Annotated in this window: 31 protein-coding genes and 1 pseudogene; 9 read left to right on the top strand and 23 right to left on the bottom strand. The window is 65.0% G+C overall.

Translation table 11 applies throughout. The features are described from left to right. Positions 1 to 19: 19 nt before the first annotated feature. Positions 20 to 682 carry a TIGR02234 family membrane protein gene (locus tag ASG84_RS06510; protein WP_057476174.1) on the bottom strand — a complete coding sequence of 221 codons (663 nt, stop codon included), beginning with the start codon at positions 680 to 682 and terminating at the stop codon, positions 20 to 22. Then, positions 679 to 2247 carry an anthranilate synthase component I gene (locus tag ASG84_RS06505; RefSeq protein WP_057476173.1) on the bottom strand — a complete coding sequence of 523 codons (1569 nt, stop codon included), beginning with the start codon at positions 2245 to 2247 and terminating at the stop codon, positions 679 to 681. Before ASG84_RS06505 ends, ASG84_RS06510 begins: the two co-directional genes overlap by 4 nt. Before the next feature lie 56 nt (positions 2248 to 2303). On the opposite strand from ASG84_RS06505, the gene ASG84_RS06500 reads away from it, so the two are divergent. Both ASG84_RS06500 and ASG84_RS06495 read left to right on the top strand, forming a co-directional pair. Continuing rightward, the gene (locus ASG84_RS06500; RefSeq protein ID WP_057476172.1) at positions 2304 to 2765 is read left to right on the top strand and encodes a peroxiredoxin; all 462 of its coding nucleotides are present in this window, start codon (positions 2304 to 2306) and stop codon (positions 2763 to 2765) included. 88 nt (positions 2766 to 2853) lie between these two features. After that, positions 2854 to 3360, top strand: a complete 507-nt coding sequence (locus ASG84_RS06495; RefSeq protein ID WP_057476253.1) for a MarR family winged helix-turn-helix transcriptional regulator — start codon at positions 2854 to 2856, stop codon at positions 3358 to 3360. Here ASG84_RS06495 and hisI read toward each other — a convergent pair. From hisI to ASG84_RS06435, 12 genes are all read right to left on the bottom strand, one after another. Beyond that, on the bottom strand, positions 3351 to 3707 hold the full coding sequence (gene hisI, locus ASG84_RS06490; RefSeq protein ID WP_057476171.1) for a phosphoribosyl-AMP cyclohydrolase: 357 nt from the start codon (positions 3705 to 3707) through the stop codon (positions 3351 to 3353). The genes ASG84_RS06495 and hisI overlap by 10 nt on opposite strands. 15 nt (positions 3708 to 3722) lie before the next feature. Beyond that, the gene (hisF, locus tag ASG84_RS06485) at positions 3723 to 4496 is read right to left on the bottom strand and encodes an imidazole glycerol phosphate synthase subunit HisF (protein WP_057476170.1); all 774 of its coding nucleotides are present in this window, start codon (positions 4494 to 4496) and stop codon (positions 3723 to 3725) included. Next, positions 4493 to 5323 carry an inositol monophosphatase family protein gene (locus ASG84_RS06480; RefSeq protein ID WP_057476169.1) on the bottom strand — a complete coding sequence of 277 codons (831 nt, stop codon included), beginning with the start codon at positions 5321 to 5323 and terminating at the stop codon, positions 4493 to 4495. Before ASG84_RS06480 ends, hisF begins: the two co-directional genes overlap by 4 nt. Positions 5324 to 5329: 6 nt before the next feature. Continuing rightward, positions 5330 to 6064 (bottom strand): bifunctional 1-(5-phosphoribosyl)-5-((5-phosphoribosylamino)methylideneamino)imidazole-4-carboxamide isomerase/phosphoribosylanthranilate isomerase PriA, encoded by a 735-nt coding sequence (priA, locus tag ASG84_RS06475; RefSeq protein WP_057476168.1) that lies wholly within the window; start codon positions 6062 to 6064, stop codon positions 5330 to 5332. A gap of 83 nt (positions 6065 to 6147) precedes the next feature. Next, positions 6148 to 6360 carry a hypothetical protein gene (locus ASG84_RS06470; RefSeq protein ID WP_057476167.1) on the bottom strand — a complete coding sequence of 71 codons (213 nt, stop codon included), beginning with the start codon at positions 6358 to 6360 and terminating at the stop codon, positions 6148 to 6150. Further along, positions 6357 to 6986: an imidazole glycerol phosphate synthase subunit HisH gene (gene hisH / locus ASG84_RS06465; RefSeq protein WP_057476166.1), complete on the bottom strand. Its 630-nt coding sequence runs from the start codon at positions 6984 to 6986 to the stop codon at positions 6357 to 6359. Before hisH ends, ASG84_RS06470 begins: the two co-directional genes overlap by 4 nt. Then, positions 6983 to 8101 (bottom strand): MFS transporter, encoded by a 1119-nt coding sequence (locus ASG84_RS06460; RefSeq protein ID WP_057476165.1) that lies wholly within the window; start codon positions 8099 to 8101, stop codon positions 6983 to 6985. The genes hisH and ASG84_RS06460 overlap by 4 nt, the downstream gene beginning before the upstream one ends. Positions 8102 to 8162: 61 nt before the next feature. Then, on the bottom strand, positions 8163 to 8786 hold the full coding sequence (gene hisB / locus ASG84_RS06455; RefSeq protein ID WP_027497292.1) for an imidazoleglycerol-phosphate dehydratase HisB: 624 nt from the start codon (positions 8784 to 8786) through the stop codon (positions 8163 to 8165). Further along, positions 8783 to 9913, bottom strand: coding sequence for a histidinol-phosphate transaminase (locus tag ASG84_RS06450; RefSeq protein ID WP_057476164.1), 1131 nt, complete (start codon positions 9911 to 9913; stop codon positions 8783 to 8785). The genes hisB and ASG84_RS06450 overlap by 4 nt, the downstream gene beginning before the upstream one ends. Beyond that, complete coding sequence (hisD, locus tag ASG84_RS06445) at positions 9910 to 11262, bottom strand: histidinol dehydrogenase (protein ID WP_057476163.1); 1353 nt, start codon at positions 11260 to 11262, stop codon at positions 9910 to 9912. The genes ASG84_RS06450 and hisD overlap by 4 nt, the downstream gene beginning before the upstream one ends. 89 nt (positions 11263 to 11351) lie before the next feature. Continuing rightward, positions 11352 to 11870 carry a DinB family protein gene (locus tag ASG84_RS06440; RefSeq protein ID WP_057476162.1) on the bottom strand — a complete coding sequence of 173 codons (519 nt, stop codon included), beginning with the start codon at positions 11868 to 11870 and terminating at the stop codon, positions 11352 to 11354. A 21-nt stretch (positions 11871 to 11891) separates the two neighbouring features. Continuing rightward, positions 11892 to 12359: an SRPBCC family protein gene (locus ASG84_RS06435; protein ID WP_057476161.1), complete on the bottom strand. Its 468-nt coding sequence runs from the start codon at positions 12357 to 12359 to the stop codon at positions 11892 to 11894. Between the two features lie 81 nt (positions 12360 to 12440). Here ASG84_RS06435 and rhtB point away from each other — a divergent pair, with 81 nt between their 5' ends. Genes rhtB through ASG84_RS06425 form a run of 3 tightly spaced genes read left to right on the top strand, consistent with a single transcriptional unit; the run spans position 12441 to position 13605 of the window. Next, on the top strand, positions 12441 to 13067 hold the full coding sequence (gene rhtB / locus ASG84_RS06430; RefSeq protein ID WP_057476160.1) for a homoserine/homoserine lactone efflux protein: 627 nt from the start codon (positions 12441 to 12443) through the stop codon (positions 13065 to 13067). Between the two features lie 11 nt (positions 13068 to 13078). Then, the gene (locus ASG84_RS27360) at positions 13079 to 13222 is read left to right on the top strand and encodes a hypothetical protein (RefSeq protein WP_156399405.1); all 144 of its coding nucleotides are present in this window, start codon (positions 13079 to 13081) and stop codon (positions 13220 to 13222) included. Further along, on the top strand, positions 13222 to 13605 hold the full coding sequence (locus tag ASG84_RS06425) for a YchJ family protein (RefSeq protein ID WP_057476159.1): 384 nt from the start codon (positions 13222 to 13224) through the stop codon (positions 13603 to 13605). The genes ASG84_RS27360 and ASG84_RS06425 overlap by 1 nt, the downstream gene beginning before the upstream one ends. Here the strand turns inward: ASG84_RS06425 and ASG84_RS06420 are convergent. Further along, positions 13602 to 14018: a DUF5997 family protein gene (locus tag ASG84_RS06420; protein ID WP_057476158.1), complete on the bottom strand. Its 417-nt coding sequence runs from the start codon at positions 14016 to 14018 to the stop codon at positions 13602 to 13604. The genes ASG84_RS06425 and ASG84_RS06420 overlap by 4 nt on opposite strands. A gap of 78 nt (positions 14019 to 14096) precedes the next feature. Between ASG84_RS06420 and ASG84_RS06415 the strand changes: the two genes are divergently transcribed. The 3 genes and pseudogenes from ASG84_RS06415 to ASG84_RS28720 all read left to right on the top strand — a co-directional run. After that, positions 14097 to 15080 (top strand): LysR family transcriptional regulator, encoded by a 984-nt coding sequence (locus tag ASG84_RS06415; RefSeq protein ID WP_057476157.1) that lies wholly within the window; start codon positions 14097 to 14099, stop codon positions 15078 to 15080. 359 nt (positions 15081 to 15439) lie between these two features. Beyond that, a complete protein-coding gene (locus tag ASG84_RS06410) occupies positions 15440 to 16009 on the top strand; it encodes a DUF222 domain-containing protein (protein WP_235581565.1) in 570 nt (189 codons plus the stop codon). Further along, a pseudogene (locus ASG84_RS28720) lies at positions 15921 to 16904 on the top strand (DUF222 domain-containing protein); the annotation flags it as partial. The gene ASG84_RS06410 and the pseudogene ASG84_RS28720, both read left to right, overlap by 89 nt. Positions 16905 to 17354: 450 nt before the next feature. Here the strand turns inward: ASG84_RS28720 and ASG84_RS06395 are convergent. The 5 genes from ASG84_RS06395 to nadA all read right to left on the bottom strand — a co-directional run bounded on the left by ASG84_RS06395 (position 17355) and on the right by nadA (position 21526). After that, on the bottom strand, positions 17355 to 17537 hold the full coding sequence (locus ASG84_RS06395; protein ID WP_057476153.1) for a hypothetical protein: 183 nt from the start codon (positions 17535 to 17537) through the stop codon (positions 17355 to 17357). A 66-nt stretch (positions 17538 to 17603) separates the two neighbouring features. Continuing rightward, complete coding sequence (locus tag ASG84_RS06390) at positions 17604 to 17978, bottom strand: RNA-binding S4 domain-containing protein (protein WP_057476152.1); 375 nt, start codon at positions 17976 to 17978, stop codon at positions 17604 to 17606. 47 nt (positions 17979 to 18025) lie between these two features. Then, positions 18026 to 18901 (bottom strand): carboxylating nicotinate-nucleotide diphosphorylase, encoded by an 876-nt coding sequence (gene nadC / locus ASG84_RS06385; protein ID WP_057476151.1) that lies wholly within the window; start codon positions 18899 to 18901, stop codon positions 18026 to 18028. Position 18902: 1 nt separating this feature from the next. Next, on the bottom strand, positions 18903 to 20471 hold the full coding sequence (locus ASG84_RS06380) for an L-aspartate oxidase (protein WP_057476150.1): 1569 nt from the start codon (positions 20469 to 20471) through the stop codon (positions 18903 to 18905). Beyond that, entirely contained in the window at positions 20468 to 21526 is a 1059-nt protein-coding gene (nadA, locus tag ASG84_RS06375; RefSeq protein ID WP_052065879.1) for a quinolinate synthase NadA, read from the bottom strand. Before nadA ends, ASG84_RS06380 begins: the two co-directional genes overlap by 4 nt. 79 nt (positions 21527 to 21605) lie before the next feature. Here nadA and ASG84_RS06370 point away from each other — a divergent pair, with 79 nt between their 5' ends. Continuing rightward, entirely contained in the window at positions 21606 to 22304 is a 699-nt protein-coding gene (locus ASG84_RS06370; RefSeq protein ID WP_057476252.1) for an NUDIX hydrolase, read from the top strand. Between the two features lie 14 nt (positions 22305 to 22318). Here ASG84_RS06370 and ASG84_RS06365 read toward each other — a convergent pair whose 3' ends face one another. The 3 genes from ASG84_RS06365 to bioB are packed head-to-tail and all read right to left on the bottom strand — an operon-like array spanning position 22319 to position 24152. Continuing rightward, complete coding sequence (locus ASG84_RS06365) at positions 22319 to 22906, bottom strand: DUF2567 domain-containing protein (RefSeq protein ID WP_057476251.1); 588 nt, start codon at positions 22904 to 22906, stop codon at positions 22319 to 22321. 6 nt (positions 22907 to 22912) lie between these two features. Continuing rightward, positions 22913 to 23137 carry a biotin synthase auxiliary protein BsaP gene (bsaP, locus tag ASG84_RS06360; RefSeq protein ID WP_057476149.1) on the bottom strand — a complete coding sequence of 75 codons (225 nt, stop codon included), beginning with the start codon at positions 23135 to 23137 and terminating at the stop codon, positions 22913 to 22915. Positions 23138 to 23159: 22 nt separating this feature from the next. Continuing rightward, positions 23160 to 24152 carry a biotin synthase BioB gene (gene bioB, locus ASG84_RS06355; protein WP_057476148.1) on the bottom strand — a complete coding sequence of 331 codons (993 nt, stop codon included), beginning with the start codon at positions 24150 to 24152 and terminating at the stop codon, positions 23160 to 23162. Between the last annotated feature and the right edge of the window lie 121 nt (positions 24153 to 24273).

Here is a 24273-nt window from a genome sequence, read left to right as displayed (position 1 = left end):
AGCGTAGAGGGCGGATTCATCACGACGAACGCGGGGTACCGGACTCGTCGGTAGGATCTTCGCCCGCGTCCAGCGCGTCCCACATCATGCGTTCGGTGAGGTCCTCGCCCTCGTCCTGCACGCCGCTGTCGGACGAGGAACTGCGAACTCGTCGAGCCACCTCGTCACGACGCACCGCCGGGGCTGCGTACTTGGACGAGAGTACCTGCGAGGCAGACGTTTTCCGAATCGAGACCACCGCCGCAGCAAGGGCGCACAACGCGCCGATCAAGGTGACGATCGCCGGGAGAATCGACACCTCCGTCATCGTGACCTGAGCCCTGGCGGGGAGTTCGGCAAGGGCCGCCGACTCCGAGTCGGATGCTCCGGCGGTGAGCAGTCGAACGGCCGGAACAGCGGCCGACACGGCCACCACCGCGATCAACAGAGCCAACACCCGAGAGGCCCACCCGCGCACCGCGAACGACGCGGCCACCGCCGCCAACAGCACCAGCGCGAGCGGTGTGGTGGCAGCGGCCCAGGTGCTACCGAGAAGGTCGTCCGTTCGACTCTCCCCGAGACCGTCGGAAGACGTCACCCGAACCCAGGTCATCCTCGACGCGCCCCACAGGCACGCCGCGGCCACGATCAGCAGAGCGACCGGCACAGCGGCCGACGCACGACGAGCGGATCGCTCGGTCATAGCCCACCGACCTCGCGCAACGATTCAGCGGCCGCAACTGCGCCCAGCACGGCCATCGCCTTGTTTCGTGCCTCGTCGTCCTCGTATTGCGCGACCGAATCCGCCACGACCCCTGCCCCGGCCTGAACATAGGCAGTCCCGTCCTTGATCAGAGCGGTCCGAATCGAGATGGCGGTGTCGGCGTCACCCGCGAAATCGAGATAGCCCACGATGCCGCCGTAGATGCCGCGTCGGGTCGGTTCCAGCTCGTCGATCAGTTCCATCGCACGCACTTTCGGTGCTCCCGACAACGTCCCGGCCGGGAAGCAGGCCTTGACCGCGTCGAGCGCGCGCTTGCCCTCGGCCAGCCGGCCGGTCACCGTCGAGACCAAATGCATGACGTGGCTGTACCGCTCGATGTGGCGGTAGTCGCTCACCCGGACCGTGCCCGGGGCACAGACGCGTCCCAGATCGTTACGACCGAGATCCACGAGCATCAGGTGTTCCGCATTCTCCTTCTCGTCGGCGAGTAGATCCTTCTCCAGCAGCACGTCCTCCTCCTCGGAGGTACCGCGCCAGCGCGTGCCCGCGATCGGATGTGTGGTGGCAAGCCCGTCGACCACTGTCACCAAGGCCTCGGGGCTCGATCCGACGATCGAGAAAGCAGTCTCGTCGTTGTCGCCCGGAACATGCATCAGGTACATGTACGGGCTGGGGTTGGATGCCCGCAGCATTCGGTAGACGTCGAGCGGCGACGCCTCGGTATCCATCTCGAAGCGCTGCGAGAGGACAACCTGGAACGCCTCACCGGCTTCGATCTCCTCCACCAAACGGGCCACGTCGGCACCGAATCCCTCCGAGGTTCGCTGCCGACGAAACTGCGGTGCAGGCTTGGAGACGGTGGAGACCGTCGAGTCGGCAGGCTTCGACAGGTCGGCGCACATGCGGTCCAGACGGCGCACGGCGTCGTCGTAGGCCTCGTCGACGTTGTCGTCGGTTCCGTCCCAGTTGACCGCGTTCGCAATGAGAGTGATCGCACCCTCGTGGTGATCGACGGCCGCGAGATCGGTCGCGAGAAGCATGACCAGCTCGGGCACACCGAGGTCGTCCTGGGCATGTTCGGGCAGCTTCTCGATGCGCCGCACCGAGTCGTAACCCAGGTAGCCGACCATGCCACCGGTCAACGGGGGCAGCCCGGGTACCCGCTCCGAGTGCAACAGCTCGAGAGTTCTCGCCAGGACCTCGAGTGGATCGCCGCCGCTGGGTACCCCAGCCGGAACGTTGCCGCGCCAGGCCGCCTCGCCGTCGATGACCGTCAGCGACGCCGGAGCGCCTGCACCGATGAACGACCACCTCGACCACGAACGGCCGTTCTCTGCCGATTCGAGCAGAAAGGTGCCGGGCCGGTCCGCGCCGAGCTTGCGGTACGCCGACAGCGGAGTCTCGGAGTCGGCCAGCACCTTTCGTGTCACCGGAACCACTCGGTGCTCTGCTGCGAGCTGCCGGAACACCTCACGGGAAGTGGTCGAGTCCGAGTTCTCGGTACCGGAGGTGGGACTGGGGTCGGTGGTCGTCTCGCCGCGCATACCTCCATCCTCCCAGGTTCGGCACGAGAGTCGGCGCGCGCGGTAACCTGCCGAACATGAAACCAGGCGAACTCGTTCCCGACTTTTCTCTACCGGACCAGACCGGACAGACCCGAACCCTGACCGAGCTGCTGGCGAACGGTCCGATAGTGCTGTTCTTCTACCCCGCCGCCTTCACCCCCGGGTGCACTGCCGAGGCATGCCATTTCCGTGACCTGGCCTCGGAGTTCGCCGAGATCGGAGCCACCCGAGTCGGGATCAGTGCCGATGCCGTCGCCAAACAGGCAGAGTTCGCCGCGGCCAAGTCTTTCGACTACCCCCTGCTCTCCGACGAGGACGGTGCCGTCGCCACCGCCTTCGGCGTCAAGCGTGGTCTGCTCGCCAAGCTCTCTCCGGTCAAGCGGGCGACGTTCGTCATCGGCACCGACCGGAAGGTGCTCGAGACCTTTTCGAGCGAAGTACGGTTCGAGGCTCACGCCGACAAGGCGCTCGAGTACTTGCGCGCACATCGCGCGTAGAACATCTGTCGGACGTGACGCCTCGGGTGGGGGGACCCTCGGGGCATCATGAGCAGAGCACAACTATTGGATGGAGAGGTTCCCCGCGATGAACACGTCTGCGACACCGCAGGACACGGTGGATCCCCAGTGGCTCACCGAGAATCAACAGGACGCCTGGCGCTCGCTCGTCGCCCTTGTCACTCGACTTCCGGCCGCACTGGATGCTCAGCTGCAGCGCGATTCTCAGCTGACCCACTTCGATTATTTCGTCCTCGCCACTGTCAGCGAGAACCCGCAGCGGCGAATCCAACTTCGGGATCTGGCCGAGTTCGCAAACGCGTCGCTCTCGCGGCTCTCACACGTGGTGACCAAGCTCGAGAAGGCCGGGTGGGTTCGCCGGGAGTCCATACCGGGCAGTCGCGGCTCCTACGCGGTGCTGACCGACTCGGGGATGGCGAAGGTCGTGGAAGCGGCACCCGGGCACGTCGGCACGGTGCAGGCGTTGGTGTTCGAGGGGCTCTCGGACGCGGAGGTCGAGCAGCTCTCGACCTTGAGCGCAACCCTGCTGGCTCAGCTGGACAAGGGAATCGCTGCAGGCACAGGTCACGCCTGAGAGTTCTCGGGCCCCATCAGCACGTCGGCGTCGAAGCAGGTGTGTGCGCCGGTGTGGCACGCCGCACCGACCTGATCGACAACCAGAAGCACGGTGTCACCGTCGCAGTCGAGCCTGACCTCGTGCACGTACTGCGTGTGCCCCGACGTCTCACCCTTCACCCAGTACTGCTGCCGGGACCTGGAATAGTAAGTGCCCTTGCGGGTTTCGAGGGTTCGAGAGAGTGCCTCGTCGTCCATCCAAGCGACCATCAGCACCTGCCCGGTCGATTGTTCCTGCACGACCGCACTGAACAGTCCTGCTTCGTTGCGCTTGAGTCTCGCGGACAGACTCGAATCGAGTGTCATCGGAAAACCTCTTTGTTATCGAACGACGATGCGCTCGGCGCGCATCGCATCTTTGACCTGGCCGATGGTGAGGTCGCCGAAGTGGAAGACGCTGGCGGCGAGAACGGCGTCCGCACCGGCATGCACTGCGGGTGAGAAGTGTTCCACCCGTCCCGCTCCCCCGCTGGCAATGACCGGCACGTGCACTGCAGCCCGGACCGCTGCGATCATCGGTAGATCGAACCCGGCCTTGGTGCCGTCGGCATCCATCGAATTGAGCAGGATTTCTCCCACGCCCAACTCCGCACCACGTACCGCCCAGTCGACGGCGTCGATACCGGTTCCACGCTTGCCGCCGTGTGTGGTGACCTCCCAGCCCGATGGGGTGTCCTGCTGCCCCTGCGGAACGGTACGAGCGTCGACCGAGAGCACGATGCACTGAGACCCGAACCTCTCGCTGAGTTCGCGCAGCAACTCGGGTCGGGCTATCGCGGCGGTGTTCACACTGACCTTGTCTGCTCCGGCTCGCAACAAACGGTCGACGTCGGCGACGGTGCGAACTCCCCCGCCGACGGTGAGCGGAATGAACACCTGCTCGGCCGTACGGCTGACGACGTCGAGCATCGTGCCTCGATCCGACGTCGACGCGGTGACGTCCAGAAAGGTCAGCTCGTCGGCGCCCTGAGCGTCGTAGGCAGCCGCTAGTTCGACGGGATCGCCTGCGTCGCGGAGGTTTTCGAAGTTGACGCCCTTGACGACACGTCCGGCATCGACGTCGAGGCACGGAATCACTCTGACCGCGACGCTCATCGCGCAGGTCCTTCCAGGTAGTCGGCAGGGTCACCGAGTTCGGTGATCACCTTCAGCAACTGGTCGTGCACCCCGGGCCCGGCCGCGAGCACCGACGTCGAGTCTACCGTCCAGGGTTCGCCGGCGAGGTCGGTGACGATTCCGCCGGCGGAGCGCACCAGCAGCGCACCGGCAGCGTTGTCCCAGGCCCGGTGACCGAAGACCACAGCACCGCCGAGTACGCCGCTGGCCGTGTAGGCCAGATCCACCCCGGTCGCACCGTGCATCCGCAGGCGAGAGGAATGCATCGACAGCTCTTCGAGAATCCGGAACCTGAATCGTCCGGGAAGTGGTCCCCGACTGGCGACGTTGAAGGCACCGAAGCCGATCATGGACTCGCGCAACACCTTCGGCTGCAGCATCGGGAGTGCCACACCGTTCAGTAGAAGCGGACCGCCCGACACCGCAGCAAACCGCTGGTCCACCAGCGGCAACCACGTCAGACCGAGGACGGGCACACCGTCGTCGAGCAAGGCCAACAACGTTCCCGCCGAGGGCAACCCAGACGAGTAGTTGAACGTGCCGTCGATGGGGTCGAGTACCCAGACGAGCCCGGAGTTCAGATCCGGTCCACCGAATTCTTCACCGTGAACAGCGATTCCGGTCGAGTCGAACAATTCCGCAGCGAGTCGCCGCTCGAGTTCCAGATCCACTGCGGTGGCGAAATCGTCCGGTCCCTTCTGCACAGCACTCGGTGCGCCGACGCCCGCAACGAACCGATCATGGACGCCGTCCAGCAATCCACCGGCGATGTCGAGCAGACGAGTCGGTTCCTCGGGAAGGGTCATTCGTTGCTACCGGGACACCGCGGCGAGGGCGTCGGGCAGCGTGAAACGTCCGGCGTACAGCGCTTTTCCGACAATGGAGCCTTCCACGCCGCGATGGACCAGACCGGCAATCGCTTCGAGATCTGCAATCGTGGACACGCCGCCCGACGCGATGACGGGCTTGTCGGTCTTGGCACACACGTCGGCGAGCAGTTCCAGGTTGGGCCCCGTCAACGTGCCGTCCTTGGTCACATCGGTGACCACGTAGCGCGAACACCCGTCGCGCTCGAGCCGCTCGAGCACCTCCCACAGATCGCCGCCGTCGCTGACCCAGCCACGGCCGCGTAGTCGCGGAGCTCCGTCGACGATCAGCACGTCCAGCCCGACCGCGACGCGATCACCGAACTCGCCGATGGCGCGAGAGCACCACTGCGGATCCTCGAGGGCTGCGGTGCCGAGATTGACTCGCGCACAACCGGTCGCCAGCGCCGCGCGCAGCGACTCGTCGTCACGAATGCCACCGGACAGCTCTACTTCGACGTCGAGTTCGCCGACGACCGACGCGAGCAACTCCCGGTTGGAGCCCCGCCCGAACGCGGCGTCGAGATCCACGAGATGGACCCATTCGGCACCGTCGTTCTGCCACGCGAGGGCTGCATCACGAGGCGACCCGTACTTGGTCTCGCTTCCGGCTTCTCCTTGAACGAGACGAACAGCTTCGCCGCCTGCGACATCGACAGCAGGCAATAAGACCAGGCTCACGTGCGGTTATGCTACGGGCTGACTCGCATCGAATTCAAAACGGGTGTCCTCTGTGTAGATCCGCGGGCCGCAGCGAAGGACCGTCAATTGTCCCGGCCGAGATTCTTGGTCATACGAGTGGACACAACTCCCATTGCCGCGATCGCTCCGACGACACCCGACAGGGCGATGAACAGAGCTATGCCTGCGCTCGGTTGCAGGACGGCGATCAGGGCAGTGGCGAGAGCCAGCACCGCGACGGCCGCACCGAGTGCCCGGAAGGCCAACCTGCCCAGCGAGAACTCGCGGTCACTCACACCGATCGAACCCAGTTCTCGAGTAGCGCGGCACCGGCGTCACCGGATTTCTCCGGGTGGAACTGCGTGGCCGAGAGCGCGCCGTTCTCCACGGCAGCGAGGAATCGGCCGCCGTGATCGGCCCACGTCAGCAGTGGCGCGGCGATGGTGTCGCTGGGTTCGAGCTCCCATTGCTGAGCAGCGTAGGAGTGGACGAAATAGAACCGGGTCTCGGGATCGATACCGTCGAACAGCACACTCTTCTCCGGTGCCTCGACGGTGTTCCAGCCCATGTGGGGCAACACGTCGGCCTGCAGGCGCTCGACCGTTCCCGGCCATTCCCCACACCCGTTGGCCTCGACACCGAACTCGACGCCACGGTCGAACAGAATCTGCATTCCGACGCAGATACCCAGCACCGGTCGTCCACCGGCCAGGCGACGCCCGATGATGCGGTCACCGCGCACCTCCAGCAGACCCTCCATGCAGGCGGCGAACGCGCCGACACCGGGAACCACCAAAGCCTCTGCATCGAGGGCCTCGTCGAAATCCGAGGTCACCGTCACGTCGGCACCGACCCGGGCCAACGCCCTCTTCGCCGAGTGCAGATTGCCCGAGCCGTAATCGAGCAACACCACAGAAGTCATGTGGGAAGTCTATCGGGGCGTGGTCGGGCGATCAGCGCCACCGCCGCAACGACGACCACCGTGATTGCAGCCGCGGTGAATCCCGCGGTGTACCCCACGCTCGTAGCGAGAACACCCAGCGCGAGCGCACCCGCACCGGTGCCCGCGTCGAAGCTGATGTTCCAGACGGCGCTGGCGCTGCTGTAGCGAGCGGGCCCGGCCGCGTCGAAGGCCATGACCAGACTGTCGTTCTGGCATGCGCCGTACCCGATTCCGAACAGCACGGCGGCGACGAAGAACAGTGCAGCGGGCATGTTCCCCAGCGCAGCGATCGCGAACAGCGCTATACCGATCGCCGCCGAGACCAGAGCGGGAACGACGGAGCGTCCGATGCCGATTCGATCCGCAACCGATCCTGCGGTGTACCGGCCGACGAGCATCGCAGCGCTGACGACGGCCAGGGCGAGACCGATCATGGCGGCTCGGTTCGATTCCGCGATCGGCAACAGGCTGGTGATTCCGCCGTACGCCGCGGACACCGAGGCCACGACGAGACACGGCACGAGGAATTGCCGGATGTCGAGGCGAACCCGCTCGATTCTCGGCGGCTGCGGCGCGGGCCTGGTGGGCGGCAACAATGCCACGCCGATCAAACCGGCCGCAGGCACAAGAGCACCGAGCACGAAGACGGCTGTCGGACTCGCTGCGAAGATCACCAAACCCATTGGTAGCGTGATCATCTGAGCCAACGCGACGGCAATCCCCTGCGCGCCCGTCGCTCGGCCGAGCAACGCAGTGGGAGCCAACTCGGCAACGATGGCAGCACCGGCCACCGTCAGCATGCCGAAGCCTGTTCCTCTCAGTGCCGAGACGGCCAGTGCCGGTACGGCATCGACGGACACGATGAACAACAGCGATGGAACACCCAGCAGCAAGCACCCTGCGGCAAGTACCGCGCGATGGCCGACGCGCATCAGCATCCGCGGGACGAACAGCTGAGTGATCACCGTCGTGGTCATGAAGATCGCGGTGCTGGCCGCCGCCACCGCGTCGGATGCCCCGGATTGCGACACGGCCAGGGGAATCACCGGCAGCAACAATCCCCAACCACCGAACGCCGCTGCCCCCATTGCCATCGCGGCCGGAAGCCCACGAATCGACAACAGGCCACTCAAAGCACGAACACCGGTCGGTCGATCACAGACTTCCCTTGGTGGACAGAATTCCGGTCACGCGAGGGTCGTATTCGGTGGCCTGACGCAGCGCTCGTGCGACCGCCTTGAACTCTGCTTCGGTGATGTGATGCTGGTCGCGGCCGTAGATCACTCTGACGTGCAACGCGATCCGAGCGTTCGAGGCCAGCGTCTCGAACACGTGCTTGTTGATCACGGTGGAGTACGGAACTCCCGGGTAGCCGCCGATCACCGAATGCACCATGTAGTCGGGCTCGCCGGTGTGCACGCAGTACGGACGTCCGGACACATCGACGGCCGCGTGCACGAGCGTTTCGTCCATCGGAATGAACGAGTCGCCGAACCGGGTGATCCCCGACTTGTCGCCGAGGGCCTGCCCGAGCGCTTGGCCGAGCACGATCGCGGTGTCCTCGACGGTGTGATGCGCCTCGATCTCGATGTCGCCCTTAGCCCTGACCGTCAAATCGAAACGGGCGTGGGTGCCGAGGGCGGTCAGCATGTGGTCGTAGAACGGAACGCCGGTGGAGATGTCGACGATGCCGGTGCCGTCCAGGTTCAGCTCGACGGAGATGTCGGATTCCTTGGTGGTGCGCTCGATCTTGGCGATACGGGGAGCGGGTGTGGTCACTGCTGTGCCTCTGCTCTTTCGGTCGATGCGAGTGCTGCGCTGACGGTGAGGAATCGGTCGTTCTCGTGTGCCAGTCCGATGGTGACGCGTAGATATTCGGGAATTCCGACGTCTCGGATGAGGATGCCCTCGTCGAGGTACCGCTGCCACGTTGCGTGCGCATCGGAGAACCGGCCGAAGAGCAGGAAGTTGGCGTCGGACGGCACCACGTCGTAACCCTTGCTGCCGAGGGCTTCGGACACCCGATCTCGTTCGGCGGAGAGCTCGGCGACGCTACCGAGAGTGTCCGTGGCGTGCCGCAGTGCCGCCCGCGCAGCTGCTTGCGTGACAACCGAGAGGTGATAAGGCAAGCGCACCAACAACATCGCGTCGACAACAGCCGGGGCCGCCACGAGGTATCCCAGCCGCCCGCCGGCGAATGCAAAGGCCTTGCTCATGGTTCGGCTGACCACGATCTTGCTCGGATAGCTCTCGATCAATCCGATCGCGCTCGGGGCGGAGGAGAACTCGGCGTAGGCCTCGTCGACCACGACAATTCCCGGTGCGGCGTCGAGGATTCGGCGCAGATCCTGCTCGCCGATGCTGTGGCCCGTCGGATTGTTCGGGCTGGTGACGAACACGACGTCGGGCTTACGCTCCTCGATCGCCTTCACCGCGTAGTCGACATCGAGCGAGAAGTCCGCCCGACGCTTCGCCGGAATCCACTCGGTCTGCGTCCCGGAGGAGATGATCGGGTGCATCGAGTACGAGGGCACGAAGCCCAATGCAGTGCGGTCCGGTCCGCCGAACGCCTGCAGCAATTGCTGCAGAATCTCGTTGGAGCCGTTCGCTGCCCACACATTGGCGGTATCGACCGCGAAGCCGGTCTGCTCGCTCAGGTAGCGCGCGAGATCGGCCCGTAGCTCGTCCGCATCGCGATCCGGATAGCGGTGCATTTGCGCAGCGGCGATCCGCACCGATTCCGCGACGTCGTCGATCAATGCCTGTGTCGGCGGGTGCGGATTCTCGTTGGTATTCAACTGGACCGGCACGGTGAGCTGCGGCGCGCCGTACGGAGACTTACCGACGAGCGCCTCGCGCAGGGGTAGGTCGCCCAACGAGACCGATTGTCCCAGAGCATCACTCATGACGCATCACCGGAAGGCAGCCCTTCGAAACGTAGCCGAACCGCTTCACCGTGGGCCGGCAGATCCTCTGCATTGGCCAGCGCAATGACATGCGCAGCAACATCTTTGAGCGCAGCCTCGCTGTAGTCCACCACATGGATACCGCGCAGGAACGTCTGCACGCTCAGGCCGGACGAGTGCCGAGCACACCCGGCAGTCGGGAGTACGTGATTGGACCCGGCGCAGTAGTCACCGAGGCTCACCGGCGACCACGCTCCCACGAACACGGCACCGGCGCTGCGCACCCGAGCTGCGACGTCGGACGCGTCCTTCGTCTGGATCTCGAGGTGCTCGGCCGCATAGGCGTTGACCACCGCCAACCCCTGCGTGATGTCGTCGACGAGAACGATGCCGGATTGGCTGCCGTTCAGTGCCGTCGCCACGCGTTCCGCATGCCGGGTGGAGGCCATCTGCGCGTTCACGGCCTTGTCGACCGCGTCGGCCAGCTCGAGGCTGTCGGTCACCAGCACACTGGCCGCCATGACATCGTGCTCGGCCTGACTGATCAGGTCTGCTGCCACGTGGATCGGATCCGCGGTGGCGTCCGCGAGAATCCCGATCTCGGTGGGGCCTGCCTCGGAGTCGATTCCGATGAGCGAGCGGCACAGTCGCTTGGCAGCGGTGACGTAGATGTTCCCGGGACCGGTGATCAGATCGACCGGTGCCAGTTCACCGCCGTCGGTGTCCACGCCGCCGTAGGTGAGCAGGGCAACGCCCTGACCGCCGCCGACGGCCCACACCTCGTCGACGCCGAGGAGCTGCGCGGCCGCGAGGATGGTCGGGTGCGGCAGGCCACCGAAATTCTTCTGCGGCGGTGAGGCCACCACAAGCGAACCGACGCCGGCGATCTGCGCAGGCACGACGTTCATCACGACCGACGACGGGTACACGGCGTTGCCACCGGGCACGTAGAGCCCCACCCGATCGACCGGAATCCAACGCTCGGTCACGGTGCCGCCGGGCACCACCTGAGTGGTGTGGTCGGTTCGGCGCTGATCCGAGTGCACCAGACGGGTTCGCTCGATCGCGACCTCGAGTGCGGCCCGGACGGCCGGATCCAGCTCCTCGAGTGCACGATCCAACTCGTGCTGTGGAACTCGGATGCGGTCCGGTCGGACCCCGTCGAACTTTTCGCTGAACTCGAGCGCCGCATCGGCACCGCGTTCTTTGACGGCCTCGACGACGGGGCGGACCTGATGCAGCACCGAATCGACATCCACTCCGCCTCGGGGAAGTGCGCCGCGTAGTTCGGCAGTGGATGGAGTTCGTCCGCGTAGATCGACGCGGGCGAGCTCGATGCGGGCAGGCATAGTGGGCCCCTTCGTGGAGTCGGTTCGGTGCCGGGGTTCGGTCGAATCAGTGTTGTCCGAAACCCCAGGATAGTTCCACCGAATTCGGCTCAGCCCCGCACGTCCCACAGATGGTGAATCGGATCGTGGATGTAATACGCGGCCAGGGTTTCGACGGAGAAGTTCGACCCGTCGCTGCGTCGACCCGTTCGGTGCCGCTGCCCGGGCGGCACTGCTGCGAAATCGTCGGCGAGCACGCGGGCGGCTTCGCTCAATTCGGCTGCCACCGACGCGGGGTCCTGGTCGTTGTAGTTTTCGGACACGGCGGTGGCGTCCTGATCCCAGTTCGCGAACTCCGGATCGTCCTCGGTGAGTACCAGCTCGAGGCGGGTACGAAAGATCCGATGCGCGTCACGAACATGAGCGGCGTATTCGAGCGCAGACCACGTCGAGTCGTCGGGGCGCAGTGCTACGTCGTCGCGCCGCAGAACTGCATCCCAACGCTCGACGTCGGCGCGGATCAGGTCCGGGATGTCGTCGTAATCGACGGCACTCGAGTCGAACCCGCAATCCGGGCACGCTCGCTCGAGTACCCAGGTCCAGTTCTTGGTGTCGGGATCGATCGGCATGCCGGTCAGGATAGATTCAGATCAGGCGTAGCGGGCAGCCAGGTTGTGCAGTGTGCTTGTGATTCCTTGCGCGTTCTTCTGCGGCATCTTGAACAGCTCGAGCATCTTCGGGACCTTGGCCGTGCCGTACTTGAAGGTTTCGGTCACCGTTGTCAGCCCCGGCTGCTTCTCCTCGAACTCCCAGCGCCAGGTGTGACCCATCGGGTGCTGCCACTCGACGACCTTGTGCCGATCGGCATCGACGAACTCGGTGACGGTGCTGGTGATCTTGTACGGCACGCCGTACTGCTTCATACCGACGGAGAACTTCGCGCCGGTGCTGAGGCGATCGGGACCGCGGACGGTGTCCTTCACCGTGCCCGATCCGTCCAGCTCGCCGTGACGGTTGGGATCGGCAACGATGTCGAACAATTCGGCTGCCGGTGCGTGAACCTCGGTCTGCCGGGTGACCTGCTGAGGACCTGTGTCGATGGTTCTGATGTCTGCCATCCCCACGTCCTACCCCGCAGCGCCTCGTTCGACACACCGGTCGAGACGGAAGCGAATTGACGGGCATAGTTCAATGAACACATGTCCTGGTCAGTGTGGCTCGCGTTTCTGGGTGCGAGCATCGTCATCAGTCTCTCCCCCGGTGCCGGTGCCATCGCCTCGATGTCCACCGGGCTTCGATACGGCCTGCGCCGCGGGTACTGGAACATCTTCGGTCTGCAGATCGGGTTGCTCCTGCAGATCGGCATCGTCGCCGTCGGACTGGGTGCAGTTCTCGCGAGCTCGGCGCTCGCGTTCACGGCAATCAAGTGGTTCGGTGTTGCCTACCTGGTCTACCTGGGTGTCCGCCAGTGGCGCGCGGCTCCCACCGACGTCGCCGACGCCCCCGCGGTGGCCGATCGCGGAACGACGATGCTGGCACGAGGATTTTTGGTCAACGCCAGTAATCCGAAGGCCGTCGTATTCATGGTTGCCGTACTTCCCCAATTCCTCGATCCGGCACGGCCCCTGCTCACTCAGTACCTGGTCATCGCAGCCACGATGGTTGCGGTCGACATGCTGGTGATGACCGGTTACACCTCGCTGGCATCTCGAGTACTGCGGCTGATGCGCTCGCAGCGCCAACAGAAGACGATGAATCGCACGTTCGCAGGGATGTTCTTCGCTGCCGCAACGTTCCTCGCGACCGTTCGGCGGGTGACACCGTGAGGAAGTACCGCGTGATCATGAAGAACGCGCTCGGTGGAGACCCGATTCCGTTGGGATTGTTCGATACTCTCCTCGAAGCCAACACGTGGATTCAGGACGTCGGCAAGCGGGACGAACACGAACTCGGCACTTACACAGTCGAAGTTGTCGACTAGTGAGCGGACGGTGTCCGTGTTCGAGCGGTGACACGTTCGACGCGTGTTGCGAGCCGTATCTGCGCGGCGATGCGGATGCACCGACTGCCGAGAAGTTGATGCGCTCGCGCTTCACCGCATTTGCCTTCGGTGACGTTGCCTACTTGCGTAAGTCCTGGCATCCCAAGACCGTGCCGACGGCGCTCGATATCGATCCCAATCAGCGGTGGTATCGACTCGACATTCTTGATTCCGACGCGGGCGGCCTGTTCGACGAGACCGGCACCGTGCGATTCGAGGCTCGGTACAAGCACCCCGACGGTGCAGGCACGATGTCGGAGATGAGCCGCTTCGTCCGGGTCGACGGTCGCTGGCTCTATCTCGACGGAGTTGTCTCGCCCTAGAGGTTGCGCAGCTTGGTCGGCCGGTTCCCCGCCGTACGGCGCGCTTCCTGCTTTTCCTTGATGCGTTCGGCATCCTTGCGCACCTGGATTTGCGTGCGGCGCTCACGAACGAGCCACTGCGGCGGGCTGGCGATGAGCTCCTCGATGGCGTCATTGGTCAAGGCCTCGGTGACACCGCCGCGAGCCAGGCCCGCGATGGACACACCCAGCTTCTTCGCGATGACGTCGCGGGGGAAGGGCCCGTTGGTCTGCAAGTCGGTCAACCACTGCGGCGGATCGTTCCGCAACGCGTCCAGGTCGGACCTGCTGACCATCGAGTTCTGAAACTCTTCGGGCGCTGCGGGAAGATAGATGCCGAGCTTGTTCGCCGCGGTCAATGGCTTCATGGTCTGCTGTTTGTTCTCCGGGCTCACCCGACCAGCTTATCCGGCATTCCGCGGTCTGGACGCCACCGTCCTGCACGTTGCGCGCCGTCCCATAGGCTCGACTCCGTGAATATCGATGTGCAGACACTGCGCTGGTACGCCGCGGTGGCGCAACAACTGCATTTCGCCCGCGCCGCTCAGTCGCTCGGAATCTCGCGAATCCGCCTGAGCAAGACCATCGTGGAACTCGAGGAGCAGCTCGGCGTCGATCTGTTCGTGCCGGGGGTCTCCCCCACCGAACTCACCGAGGACGGCCGCGCTCTGCTCGACCGGGCTCTGGTGGAGATTGCCGAGGACGATCGGCTGTCGGGGCTCGCTCAGGTGGCTGCTGCTGAGCCGACGTCGTTCACCATCGGCTACGCGGAAGGTGTGACGCTGACGAAGTGGACGCGAATCTGGGCGGATCGTTTCCCGGACGTCACGCTGTCCGTGACGGCGACGACGCCGGAGACACAGGTGTCCGCCCTACGCGACGGGACGGTCGATGTGAGCTTCGTCCGACCGCCGATCGATCGTGAGGGTCTCAATGCAATCGGCCTGTATCAGGAAGTCCAGGTTGTGGTGGTGCCGAAAGACCACGCCGTCGCAGCATTCGATTCCGTCACCGCGAGCGATCTCGCCGACGAGCATCTGCTGGCCGATCCTGCGACGGTGCCCGAATGGGCTGCTGTGGCAACGGAACTCGAAGTCGGCAATCGCCCTGCCCTGCCTCCGATGAATTCCACTGCGGAGACGTTCGAGTACGTGGCTGCCGGCCTCGGAGTGGCGATCGTGCCGCATTCGGTGGCCCGATTCAACGCGCGCAAAGATCTCGTCTACCGCCCGGTGACCGACATCGAGCAGTCCCAGATTGCGTTGGCCTGGGTCGCCGAACACGAGGACGACCGCATCGAAGAGTTCATCGGCATCGTCCGAGGACGGTCGACCCGGAGTTCACGAGGTTCGGCAGACGACGCGCCGGTCAAGAAGAAGAAGGCGCACCCCTCCAAGCCTGCTCGCCCGGTTGCCAAGACGAAGACGAACGCGCGACGGAGCGGTAAACGGCGCTGAGTCGGTCTCCCCACGTCGCTTCCAGTCCGCGGGAACATGTGTTCGAAAGTCTGTCGGTGGGTCGCGATAGATTCTGTTCATGCTTTCGGGGGACGGCGGATCAGGGGTGGACGGCATCGAAACGGTGCCGCCTCCCCCTGTTGTGTCCGATCCCGCGCTGTCGGTGTTGGTGGATCGGGTCGAGTCCGCGGTGGCGGAGTTGGCCGGGCAGGGGTCGGTGTCGTGGACGAACGCCGACCGGCGTGCGGTGATCCAACGCATNGGTGTTGGTGGATCGGGTCGAGTCCGCGGTGGCGGAGTTGGCCGGGCAGGGGTCGGTGTCGTGGACGAACGCCGACCGGCGTGCGGTGATCCAACGCATGGAAACTGTGTCGCGGTCGCTGCCGGCGTACTCGTACACCTGGCTCAACGAACTGATCGATCAGCGCGGCCTCGATGTGTATCCCGGCTCGGTGCCGTGCTCGGTGGCGTGGATGCTGCGCATCACCCCACGCGCCGCCGGGGCACGAGTACGTCTGGCCGCCGAATTGGGTGATCGCACCGCACTGTCCGGTGAATCCCTGCCGCCCCTGCTGCCGCATACCGCGGCAGCGCTGCGGGCGGGATTGCTCGATGCCAAGCATGTGCAGATGATCCGCGAATTCTTCAAGCACTTGCCGGCCAGTGTCGATCCGCAGACCCGTGATCTCGCCGAACAGCAATTGGTGGGCTACGCCTGCACCCGACGTCCAGACGATTTCGCGCCGCTGGTGGCTCACCTGGATTCGATCCTCAGCCCCGACGGCGACTACGACGAGGACGAGGACGAGGACGGTAAGCCCAAGCCGAAGAAGCGTCGGGATGCGTTCTTCTACCTCGGTGAGCAGGGTGCCGACGGGATGTCGGACGGGAAGTTGGCTTCGCCGCCGATCGACTTCCAGGTCACGTAAGCCCAAGCCGAAGAAGCGTCGGGATGCGTTCTTCTACCTCGGTGAGCAGGGTGCCGACGGGATGTCGGACGGGAAGTTCTGTGTCGATTCCGAACTACGCGCCTACCTCGAAGCCCTGTTCTCCAAAGCCGCGAAACCGGGAGTGAACAACCCGGCCGACCCGACATCGGTCGTCCACGACGAAGACGACGACGAAGACGACGAGAACGGCAGTGCCACAGCACCGAAGCCAGAGCCGACCACCCACGAAGCAGACTCCAGCGATGCCGAGTCCACCGATGGAGGCCCGTGGGATGAGACGGACTGCGACGATGGCGCCGACTGCGGTGAATGCGACGGTGCCGACTGTAGTTGTGGCACAGCACCCGACGGCACAGCACACGACGACACAGCTGCAGCCAACGGCAGTGCCGAACCAGGCGACACAACCGACGCAGCCGAGACCGACGACGACACCGACGGATCCGATACCGATACCGATACCGATACCGACACTAGGGCACGCGCCGCTGCCGCTGCCGCCGCGCGGGATCGACGCACCCAGAACGAACGCCGCCACGACGCCCTGAAAATGGCACTGCGGCACACCCTCGCCTCCGGGACCCTCGGCACCCACCGAGGACTGCCCGTCACCGCCATCGTCACCATGAGCCTCAAAGACCTCGAATCGGGCTGCGGATACGCCATGACCGGCACCGGATCCCGCGTCTCCATTCGCGACGCCATCCGCATGACCTCCCACGCCCGCCACTACCTCACCATCTTCGACGACCACGGCAGAGCCCTCTACCTCGGACGATCCAAACGCATCGCCTCCGCCGACCAACGCATCGTCCTCATCGCCCGCGACCGCGGCTGCAGCTTCCCCTCCTGCACCCGCCCCGCGACCTGGTGCNATCCAAACGCATCGCCTCCGCCGACCAACGCATCGTCCTCATCGCCCGCGACCGCGGCTGCAGCTTCCCCTCCTGCACCCGCCCCGCGACCTGGTGCCAGTCCCACCACGTCGACGACTGGACCGACGGCGGCTACACCGACATCGACGCCCTCACCTTCGGCTGCGACATGCACCACGCCCTCGTCGGCACCGGACCAGGAAAATGGGCAACCACCAAAACCGGAGCAGCACATCGCTACCCGGGCCGCACCCTCTGGCACCCACCATCGGGAATGGACCCACACAGACGTGGCCTCATCAATCACGCACACCACCCCGAAGAAGTCCTCTACCCACCCGACCACCACAACGACACCGGCGATGCCGGCGACGAGGAACCACGACAACCCGCATGACGACCCACACCAGCATCAGGGCACAGCTGTGCTCAGAGGGCCCCAGAACGCCTCAGCGAACCGGGTGACGCTTTCGATTGCGAATCAGAACTGCGATTCCGAGTCCCACCGACAGCAACAGAAGCGGTGCGGCAATGGCGAGGGACGCGTCGATAGCCAGAAACAGAATGAGCAGCAACGCTGCTGCCACGAAGTACACAGCTGCGAAACGTGGGGTCCACAGGACGGAGTCCATGCCATACCTCCTTGCGCGTGCGAACTACCTGTCGTTACCGAAGGTAACTGAAAAGAGTCGGGCGCACTAGAGACCCAGGCCCCGCAGCCGATCGATCTCACGACGATCACGCTTGGTCGGTCTCCCTGCTCCTCGGTCACGACGCGGTACGGAGGCGAGAACTTCCTTCGGAGGCGGCGGCGGACTGCGGTCGATCAGGCACTCGGGGACGACAGCGGCACCGACACGTTTGGTGATCGCCCGCACGACGACGACGATCTTCTCCACGCCGTCGACGCGGAGCCGGACCTCGTCGTTCGGACCGATTCGCAGGCCAGGCTTGGCGGGGGTTCCGTTGACCCGGACATGCCCACCACGGCACGCAGCGGCCGCCGCGGACCGTGTCTTGAACAACCGCACCGCCCAGATCCAGCTGTCGAGGCGGGCACTCTGTAGTTCCATCTTCGAAGGAATTCCTCACATCGCGAGGCGCTGCTGCATGTCCAGGGTTACATGTCCAGGCCGAGATCGAGCACTGTCACCGAGTGTGTCAGACCGCCCACGGCAAGAAAGTCGACCCCCGTCCGCGCGTAGTCCCGTGCCACGTCGACCGTCAACCCACCCGAGGACTCCAGCTTGGTCTCGGGAGCGAACTTGTCACGACGCTGCACCGCCATCTGCGTCTGCCACAGCGCAAAGTTGTCCAGCAGAACGAGTTCGACGTTCTCGGCAAGTACCTGGTCGAGTTGCTCGAGGCTGTCGACCTCCACTTCACAGGCGATGTCCGGCGCAGCCGCCCGCACCGCGTTCAACGCAGCGACGACCGAACCAGCAGCTGCAACGTGATTGTCCTTGATGAGCGCGGCGTCGCCCAACCCCATCCGATGATTGACGCCACCGCCGGCGCGCACCGCGTACTTCTGCAGCGAACGCATGCCCGGCAAAGTCTTTCGGCTGTCCCGAATCTTGCACTCCGTATCGGCGACCTCTGCGACCCAAGCGGCTGTCGCGGTGGCGATCCCGGAAAGGTGACACACGATGTTGAGCATCGTGCGCTCCGCGGTCAGCAAACCCCGTGTCGGGGCCTCGACCGTCAGAACGGCCTGTCCTGGTTCGACACTCGACCCGTCCTCGATGCGATGCACGATGGAGTACCCGTCGGGACCGATCACCTCGTCGAGGACCAGAAGGCCGACGTCCAGGCCGGCGATCGTGCCGAACTGGCGCGACACCACCGAGGCCGTCGCCACCGCGTCCTCGGGAACCGTTGCCGTGGTGGTGATGTCGGGACCGTATCGCAAGTCCTCGTCCAGCGCCGTCCGGATCAGTGCGAGCACCTCGGCTCGGTCGACGCCAGGGTTCACCTCGGTCGAGAGTTCGGACATGTCAGCTTGCTCCCGTCATCACATCGTCGTTCACGATCGCCAACAGTCCGTCAGGATTCCGTTCGATGTGCAGGCTTCGACGTTGCGCCGGTGCACTCTCGGGGAAATCGCGTCGGGTGTGGCACCCTCTGCTTTCGCGGCGATGGTTCGCGGCAAGGACGATGACCTCCGCCGCAGCCGTCAACGCCGCATCCTCGACGGCACGTGCATCGACCGGCGGTTCCGACACGACACCGTGGGCCAGGACGCGTTGTGCCGCAGCGAGTCCCGCTGCATCACGAACGACGCCGACCTCGGCCGTCATCGTGCGTTGCAGTACGCCGCGCTCGATGCGGCGATGTGTAGGCATAGCGAGGTCGGTGACCTCGCCCTTCCTGCCGACCCGTTCAGCAGCGACTATCGCAGCGCGCTCGCCTACGACGAGACCTTCGAGCAGACTGTTCGACGCCAACCTGTTCGCGCCGTGCAAGCCCGTGCGTGCCACTTCACCCGCGGCGAGCAAGCCAGGAACAGAGGTGCGGCCGGCGGTATCCGTCACTACTCCTCCGCACGAATAGTGTGCTGCAGGCGCTACAGGAATCAGGTCCGTCGCCGGATCGATACCGGCCTCGAGGCACGAGGCGGTCACGGTCGGGAATCGCTGGTGGAAGTGCTCCACGAGGCGGGCGTCCAGCAGCACGTGGTCGTCGCCGCTGTCGTGCAGCAGTTCGGCAATGGCCCGGGACACCACGTCGCGGGGCGCAAGATCACCGAGCGGGTGCACTCCGGCCATGAACGCACGGCCTGCGACATCGACGAGGTGGGCACCCTCCCCGCGTACCGCCTCGCTGATCAACGGACGGCGTCCCGTCGTCCCGGCAGCGAACAGCACCGTCGGGTGGAACTGCACGAATTCGAGATCTGCCACGCGGGCACCTGCGTCGAGGGCGAGCGCGATGCCATCGGCTGTCGCGCCGGCCGGGTTGGTGCTGCACGAGTACAGCTGTCCCAGTCCGCCGGTCGCCAGGAGAACCGTCGGGCAATGGACGACGCCGATGCCGCGAGGCCCGCGGACGAGAAGACCGACAACCTCACCGTCGGTGGTCAGCACCCGCAGTGCGGTCGTGTCGAACTGGACCGTCGGAACGACGCCGTCGAGTGTGCGCTGCACCTCGGCACCGGTGGCGTCGCCGCCGGCGTGGATGATGCGGCGCACACTGTGGCCGCCTTCCCTGGTGCGCGCGACGGAGCCGTCGGCAGCGCGATCGAATTTTGCGCCCGCAGCTTCGAGCGAGGCGATCGCCGCACGCCCACCGGCAACGATGGAGCGCACAGCGTCCTCGTCGCACAGTCCCGCACCGGCAGCACACGTGTCGGCTACATGCGATTCGATCGAATCGTCTAATTCTGCTCCGACGACAGCGATCCCGCCCTGGGCATATTGCGTCGCGGTGTCGGTGGAGCCCCCTTTGCTCACGGTCAGCACCCGAAGGCCGCTGGCGGCAGCGGTACGAGCCGCAGTGAGTCCGGCGATCCCGCCGCCGACGACGACCAGATCAGCTCCGGTCTCCCACGCGACGGACGGATTCACTCGCCGCCGCCGGGCGTACCGATTTCGATCATTCGCTGCACAGACTTGCTGGCGATGTTCGCGGTTTCGAGGTCGACGTGTACCTCGTCTCGTCCTTCGACGAGGCAGCGAAGCAGCGCTGCAGGAGTGATCATCTTCATGTAGCCGCACGATGCACGGTCGTTGACGGCGAGGAAATCGACGTCCGGTGCCGCCATCCGCAGTTGGTGCAGCATGCCGATCTCGGTCGCGACCAGAACCTGCTTCGAGGCGGTCGTGCGGGCAGCGTCGAGCATGCCGCCGGTGGAGAGGATCTTGACCTTCTCGGCCGGAACGAATCCTTCGCCGGCGAGGTAGAGAGCCGATGTGGCGCAACCGCATTCGGGGTGCACGTACAGCTCTGCGTCGGGGTGGGTGCGCGACTTTTCGGCCAGCTCGTCACCGTTGATACCGGCGTGCACGTGGCATTCTCCGGCCCAGATATGCAGATTCTCGCGTCCGGTCACCCGCTTGACGTGTGCGCCGAGGAACTGATCCGGCAAGAACAGGATGTCGCGGCTGGGGTCGATGGACTGGACGACCTCCACGGCGTTGGACGACGTGCAGCAGATATCGGTCAGTGCTTTGATCTCGGCGGTGGTGTTGACGTACGAGACGACCACAGCGTCGGGAAAATCGGCCTTCCATTCGCGGAGCTGGTCTGCGGTGATGGAATCGGCCAGCGAGCAGCCGGCGCGCTGGTCCGGGATGAGGATCGTCTTCTGCGGACTCAGGATCTTGGCGGTCTCGGCCATGAAGTGAACTCCGCAGAACACGATGGTGTCCTCGGAGACCTCGGCGGCCATGCGCGAGAGCGCGAGGGAGTCGCCGACATGGTCTGCAACGTCCTGAATCGCCGGCAGCTGGTAGTTGTGCGCGAGCAGCGTCGCGCCGCGTAGATCGGCAAGCCGTCGCACTTCTGCGGCCCACTCCGGAGTTGCCTCCACTCCCCCGTAGCCACCTGCTCCATCGACGATGTCCCGAACTCCGGCGAATGCCGAGTCCAGGATGTTCACCCGGGTAGCGCTGCTGGTCATGACGGTTCTCCTTCACCGATCATCCGGTCGTCGGTGACCGAATTTCCTCCGAGGGAGTTTTCGACCTATGATCGAAAACATGATTCATCGTAGCACCGTCCACGAAGTCCTCATCGCGGTGTTCCAAGTTCGAGCCTTTTCGGACCCCGACGCCCCGGAACTGGGGGTGCTGCTGTGGCAGCGCGCTCTCGATCCCGAGGCCGGCACCTGGTCGCTACCCGGTGGCACCCTGCGCGACGACGAGAATCTCGCCGTGTCCGCGCGCCGTCAGCTCGCCGAGAAGGTCGACGTGCGCTCGGTTGCGCACCTCGAACAGCTGTCCATCTTCAGTGAACCCGACCGCGTCCCGGGAGATCGGCGAGTCGCGTCGACCTTTCTCGGCCTGGTGCCGATATCGGCAGAGCCGACACTCCCCTCGGACACCGCATGGCACCCGGTTTCGGCGCTGCCCGACATGTCGTTCGATCATGGAACCGTCGTCGCTCACGCCCGACACCGCCTGGTAGCGAAGCTGTCCTACACCAACATCGGCTTCGCCCTGGCTCCGGCCGACTTCGCGATCTCGTCTCTGCGCGAAATCTACGGTGCGGCATTGGGGTATCAGGTGGATGCGACCAATCTGCAGCGAGTACTGAGCCGGCGCGGCGTCATCGAACCCACCGGCCGTCGGGCACCGTCGGGCAAAGCCGGCGGCCGACCACCGGCTCTGTTTCGCTTTGCCGACAACAGCATTCGAGTTACGGACGAGTTCGCCGCGTTGCGTCCTCCGCAGGCGTGAACCTGGACGCCGTGTCAGTCGGCCCGATTCGAGTCGAACGACGGCGGCGGGAACGGCTCGCCATCCACGTCCTCGGGTTCAGGTTCGGCATATCGCAGATTGTCGTTGGGGTTCATTGCCGCCAACAGCAGCACGACCAACGACGCCGTCAGTGCCTGGACGATCAACACCAGTGGAGTCTCGATACTCGGTGCCACGGTGACGATCGAGCCCACTGCAGGATCGGCCGCCTTCGGAAACCGCAGGGCGGCAATCGCATTACCCACCACAATCGCAGCGATCGAGCCCGCTAGCGCACCCACGAAGATTGCCGCGAAAAGACGTGGACCCCGCTCCGACTTCCACAGCCACCAACCGACCGGGAGTACGAGGCCGAGGGCGAACGAGACGAGGGAGAACATCGCGAGGGCGTCGAATCGGTGCAGACTCTCACCGGTCAGAGCCGCACCACGGTCTTGCGAGACAACGAGCAACTGCTGCGCGGGTGCCAGGAGGCCCCACAGCATGCCGCCCAGTGCCGACAGCGCCACCGATATCGCTATCACCACGGTCAGCACCCGGCGGGTGCTGAGTCGCCGCGGACTTTCGAGCAGTTCCGACATGGACACCTAGCGCCTGCCTGTCGCGGCCGAATCGACGAGGCCGTGCCGCGAGCACACCGAGGACCACCCGTCGGGAACTATCTGCACCACCATGCGGCGACCGCATTCTGCGCAGAACCGCGGCGGCTCCAACCCGAGCCGGACGGCGACCGACAGCGAATCCGCACCCACCTCGGCTCCGGCGTCGACAGGCCGACCGGTGTACGGGTCGTAGTGGGTCACGATCGTCATTCGACCCACCCTAATACGCCCATCAGATAGTCGAGTTGAGCGCTTTGATCGGCATCTGCAGCTCGCCGAGAAGATCGAGATCTTGTTCTGCCGGACGACCGAGAGTTGTCAGGTAGTTACCGACGATGACGGCATTGATGCCGCCGAGAATTCCCTGCTTGGCACCAAGATCTCCGAGAGTGATCTCGCGGCCGCCGGCGAATCGGAGAATCGTCCGCGGCAGCGCGAGACGGAACGCGGCGACGGCGCGCAGAGCATCGGATGCCGGCAGCACGTCGAGGTCTCCGAACGGGGTTCCCGGTCTCGGATTGAGGAAGTTCAACGGCACTTCGTCGGGCTCGAGTGCGGTGAGATCGGCCGCGAACTCGGCTCGCTGTTCGAGTGTCTCCCCCATCCCGAGGATGCCGCCGCAGCACACCTCCATGCCGGCCTCCCGCACCATCCGAAGCGTGTTCCACCGTTCCTCCCAGGTATGCGTGGTCACGACCTTGGGGAAGTACGAGCGAGAGGTCTCCAGGTTGTGGTTGTAGCGGTGCACACCCATAGCTGCGAGCTGATCGACCTGATCTTGCTCGAGCATGCCCAGCGAACATGCGATGTCGATGTCCACCTCGCCTCGTATGGCTTCGATTCCGGCAGCGACCTGCGCGAGCAGCCTGGCGTCGGGTCCGCGGACCGCCGCAACGATGCAGAATTCGGTGGCCCCCGTCTTCGCCGTCTGCTTGGCCGCCTCGACCAGAGACGGGATGTCGAGCCAGGCAGCGCGCACCGGAGATGCGAAAAGCCCTGATTGCGAACAGAAGTGGCAGTCCTCAGGACACCCGCCGGTCTTGAGGCTGACGATTCCTTCCACCTCCACCTCGGGGCCGCACCACTTCATCCGCACCTCGTGCGCCAGCAGCATCGCCTCCTCGAGACGGTCGTCGCCGAGTTCGAGGACCTCGAGAACCTGAGATCGTTCGAGTGCAATTCCGTCGTCGAGCACCTGTGTACGCGCCGTGCGCAAAATGTCCATTCCGGTCCCCTCGTAGTCGAACGGCGACGTATTGAACACCGTTCAAGTTGAACGGCGTTCACGTTAGGCACCGCGCTCGGCTACTGTCAAAGCGACGAGGCGTCGATCGACTTGGGGGAAG

It is taken from the genome of Rhodococcus sp. Leaf278 (assembly GCF_001426085.1).
In the GTDB taxonomy this organism is placed as follows: domain Bacteria; phylum Actinomycetota; class Actinomycetes; order Mycobacteriales; family Mycobacteriaceae; genus Rhodococcoides.
Note: the sequence above shows the minus strand (reverse complement) of the source record. Positions and strands in the feature narration are given on the sequence as shown.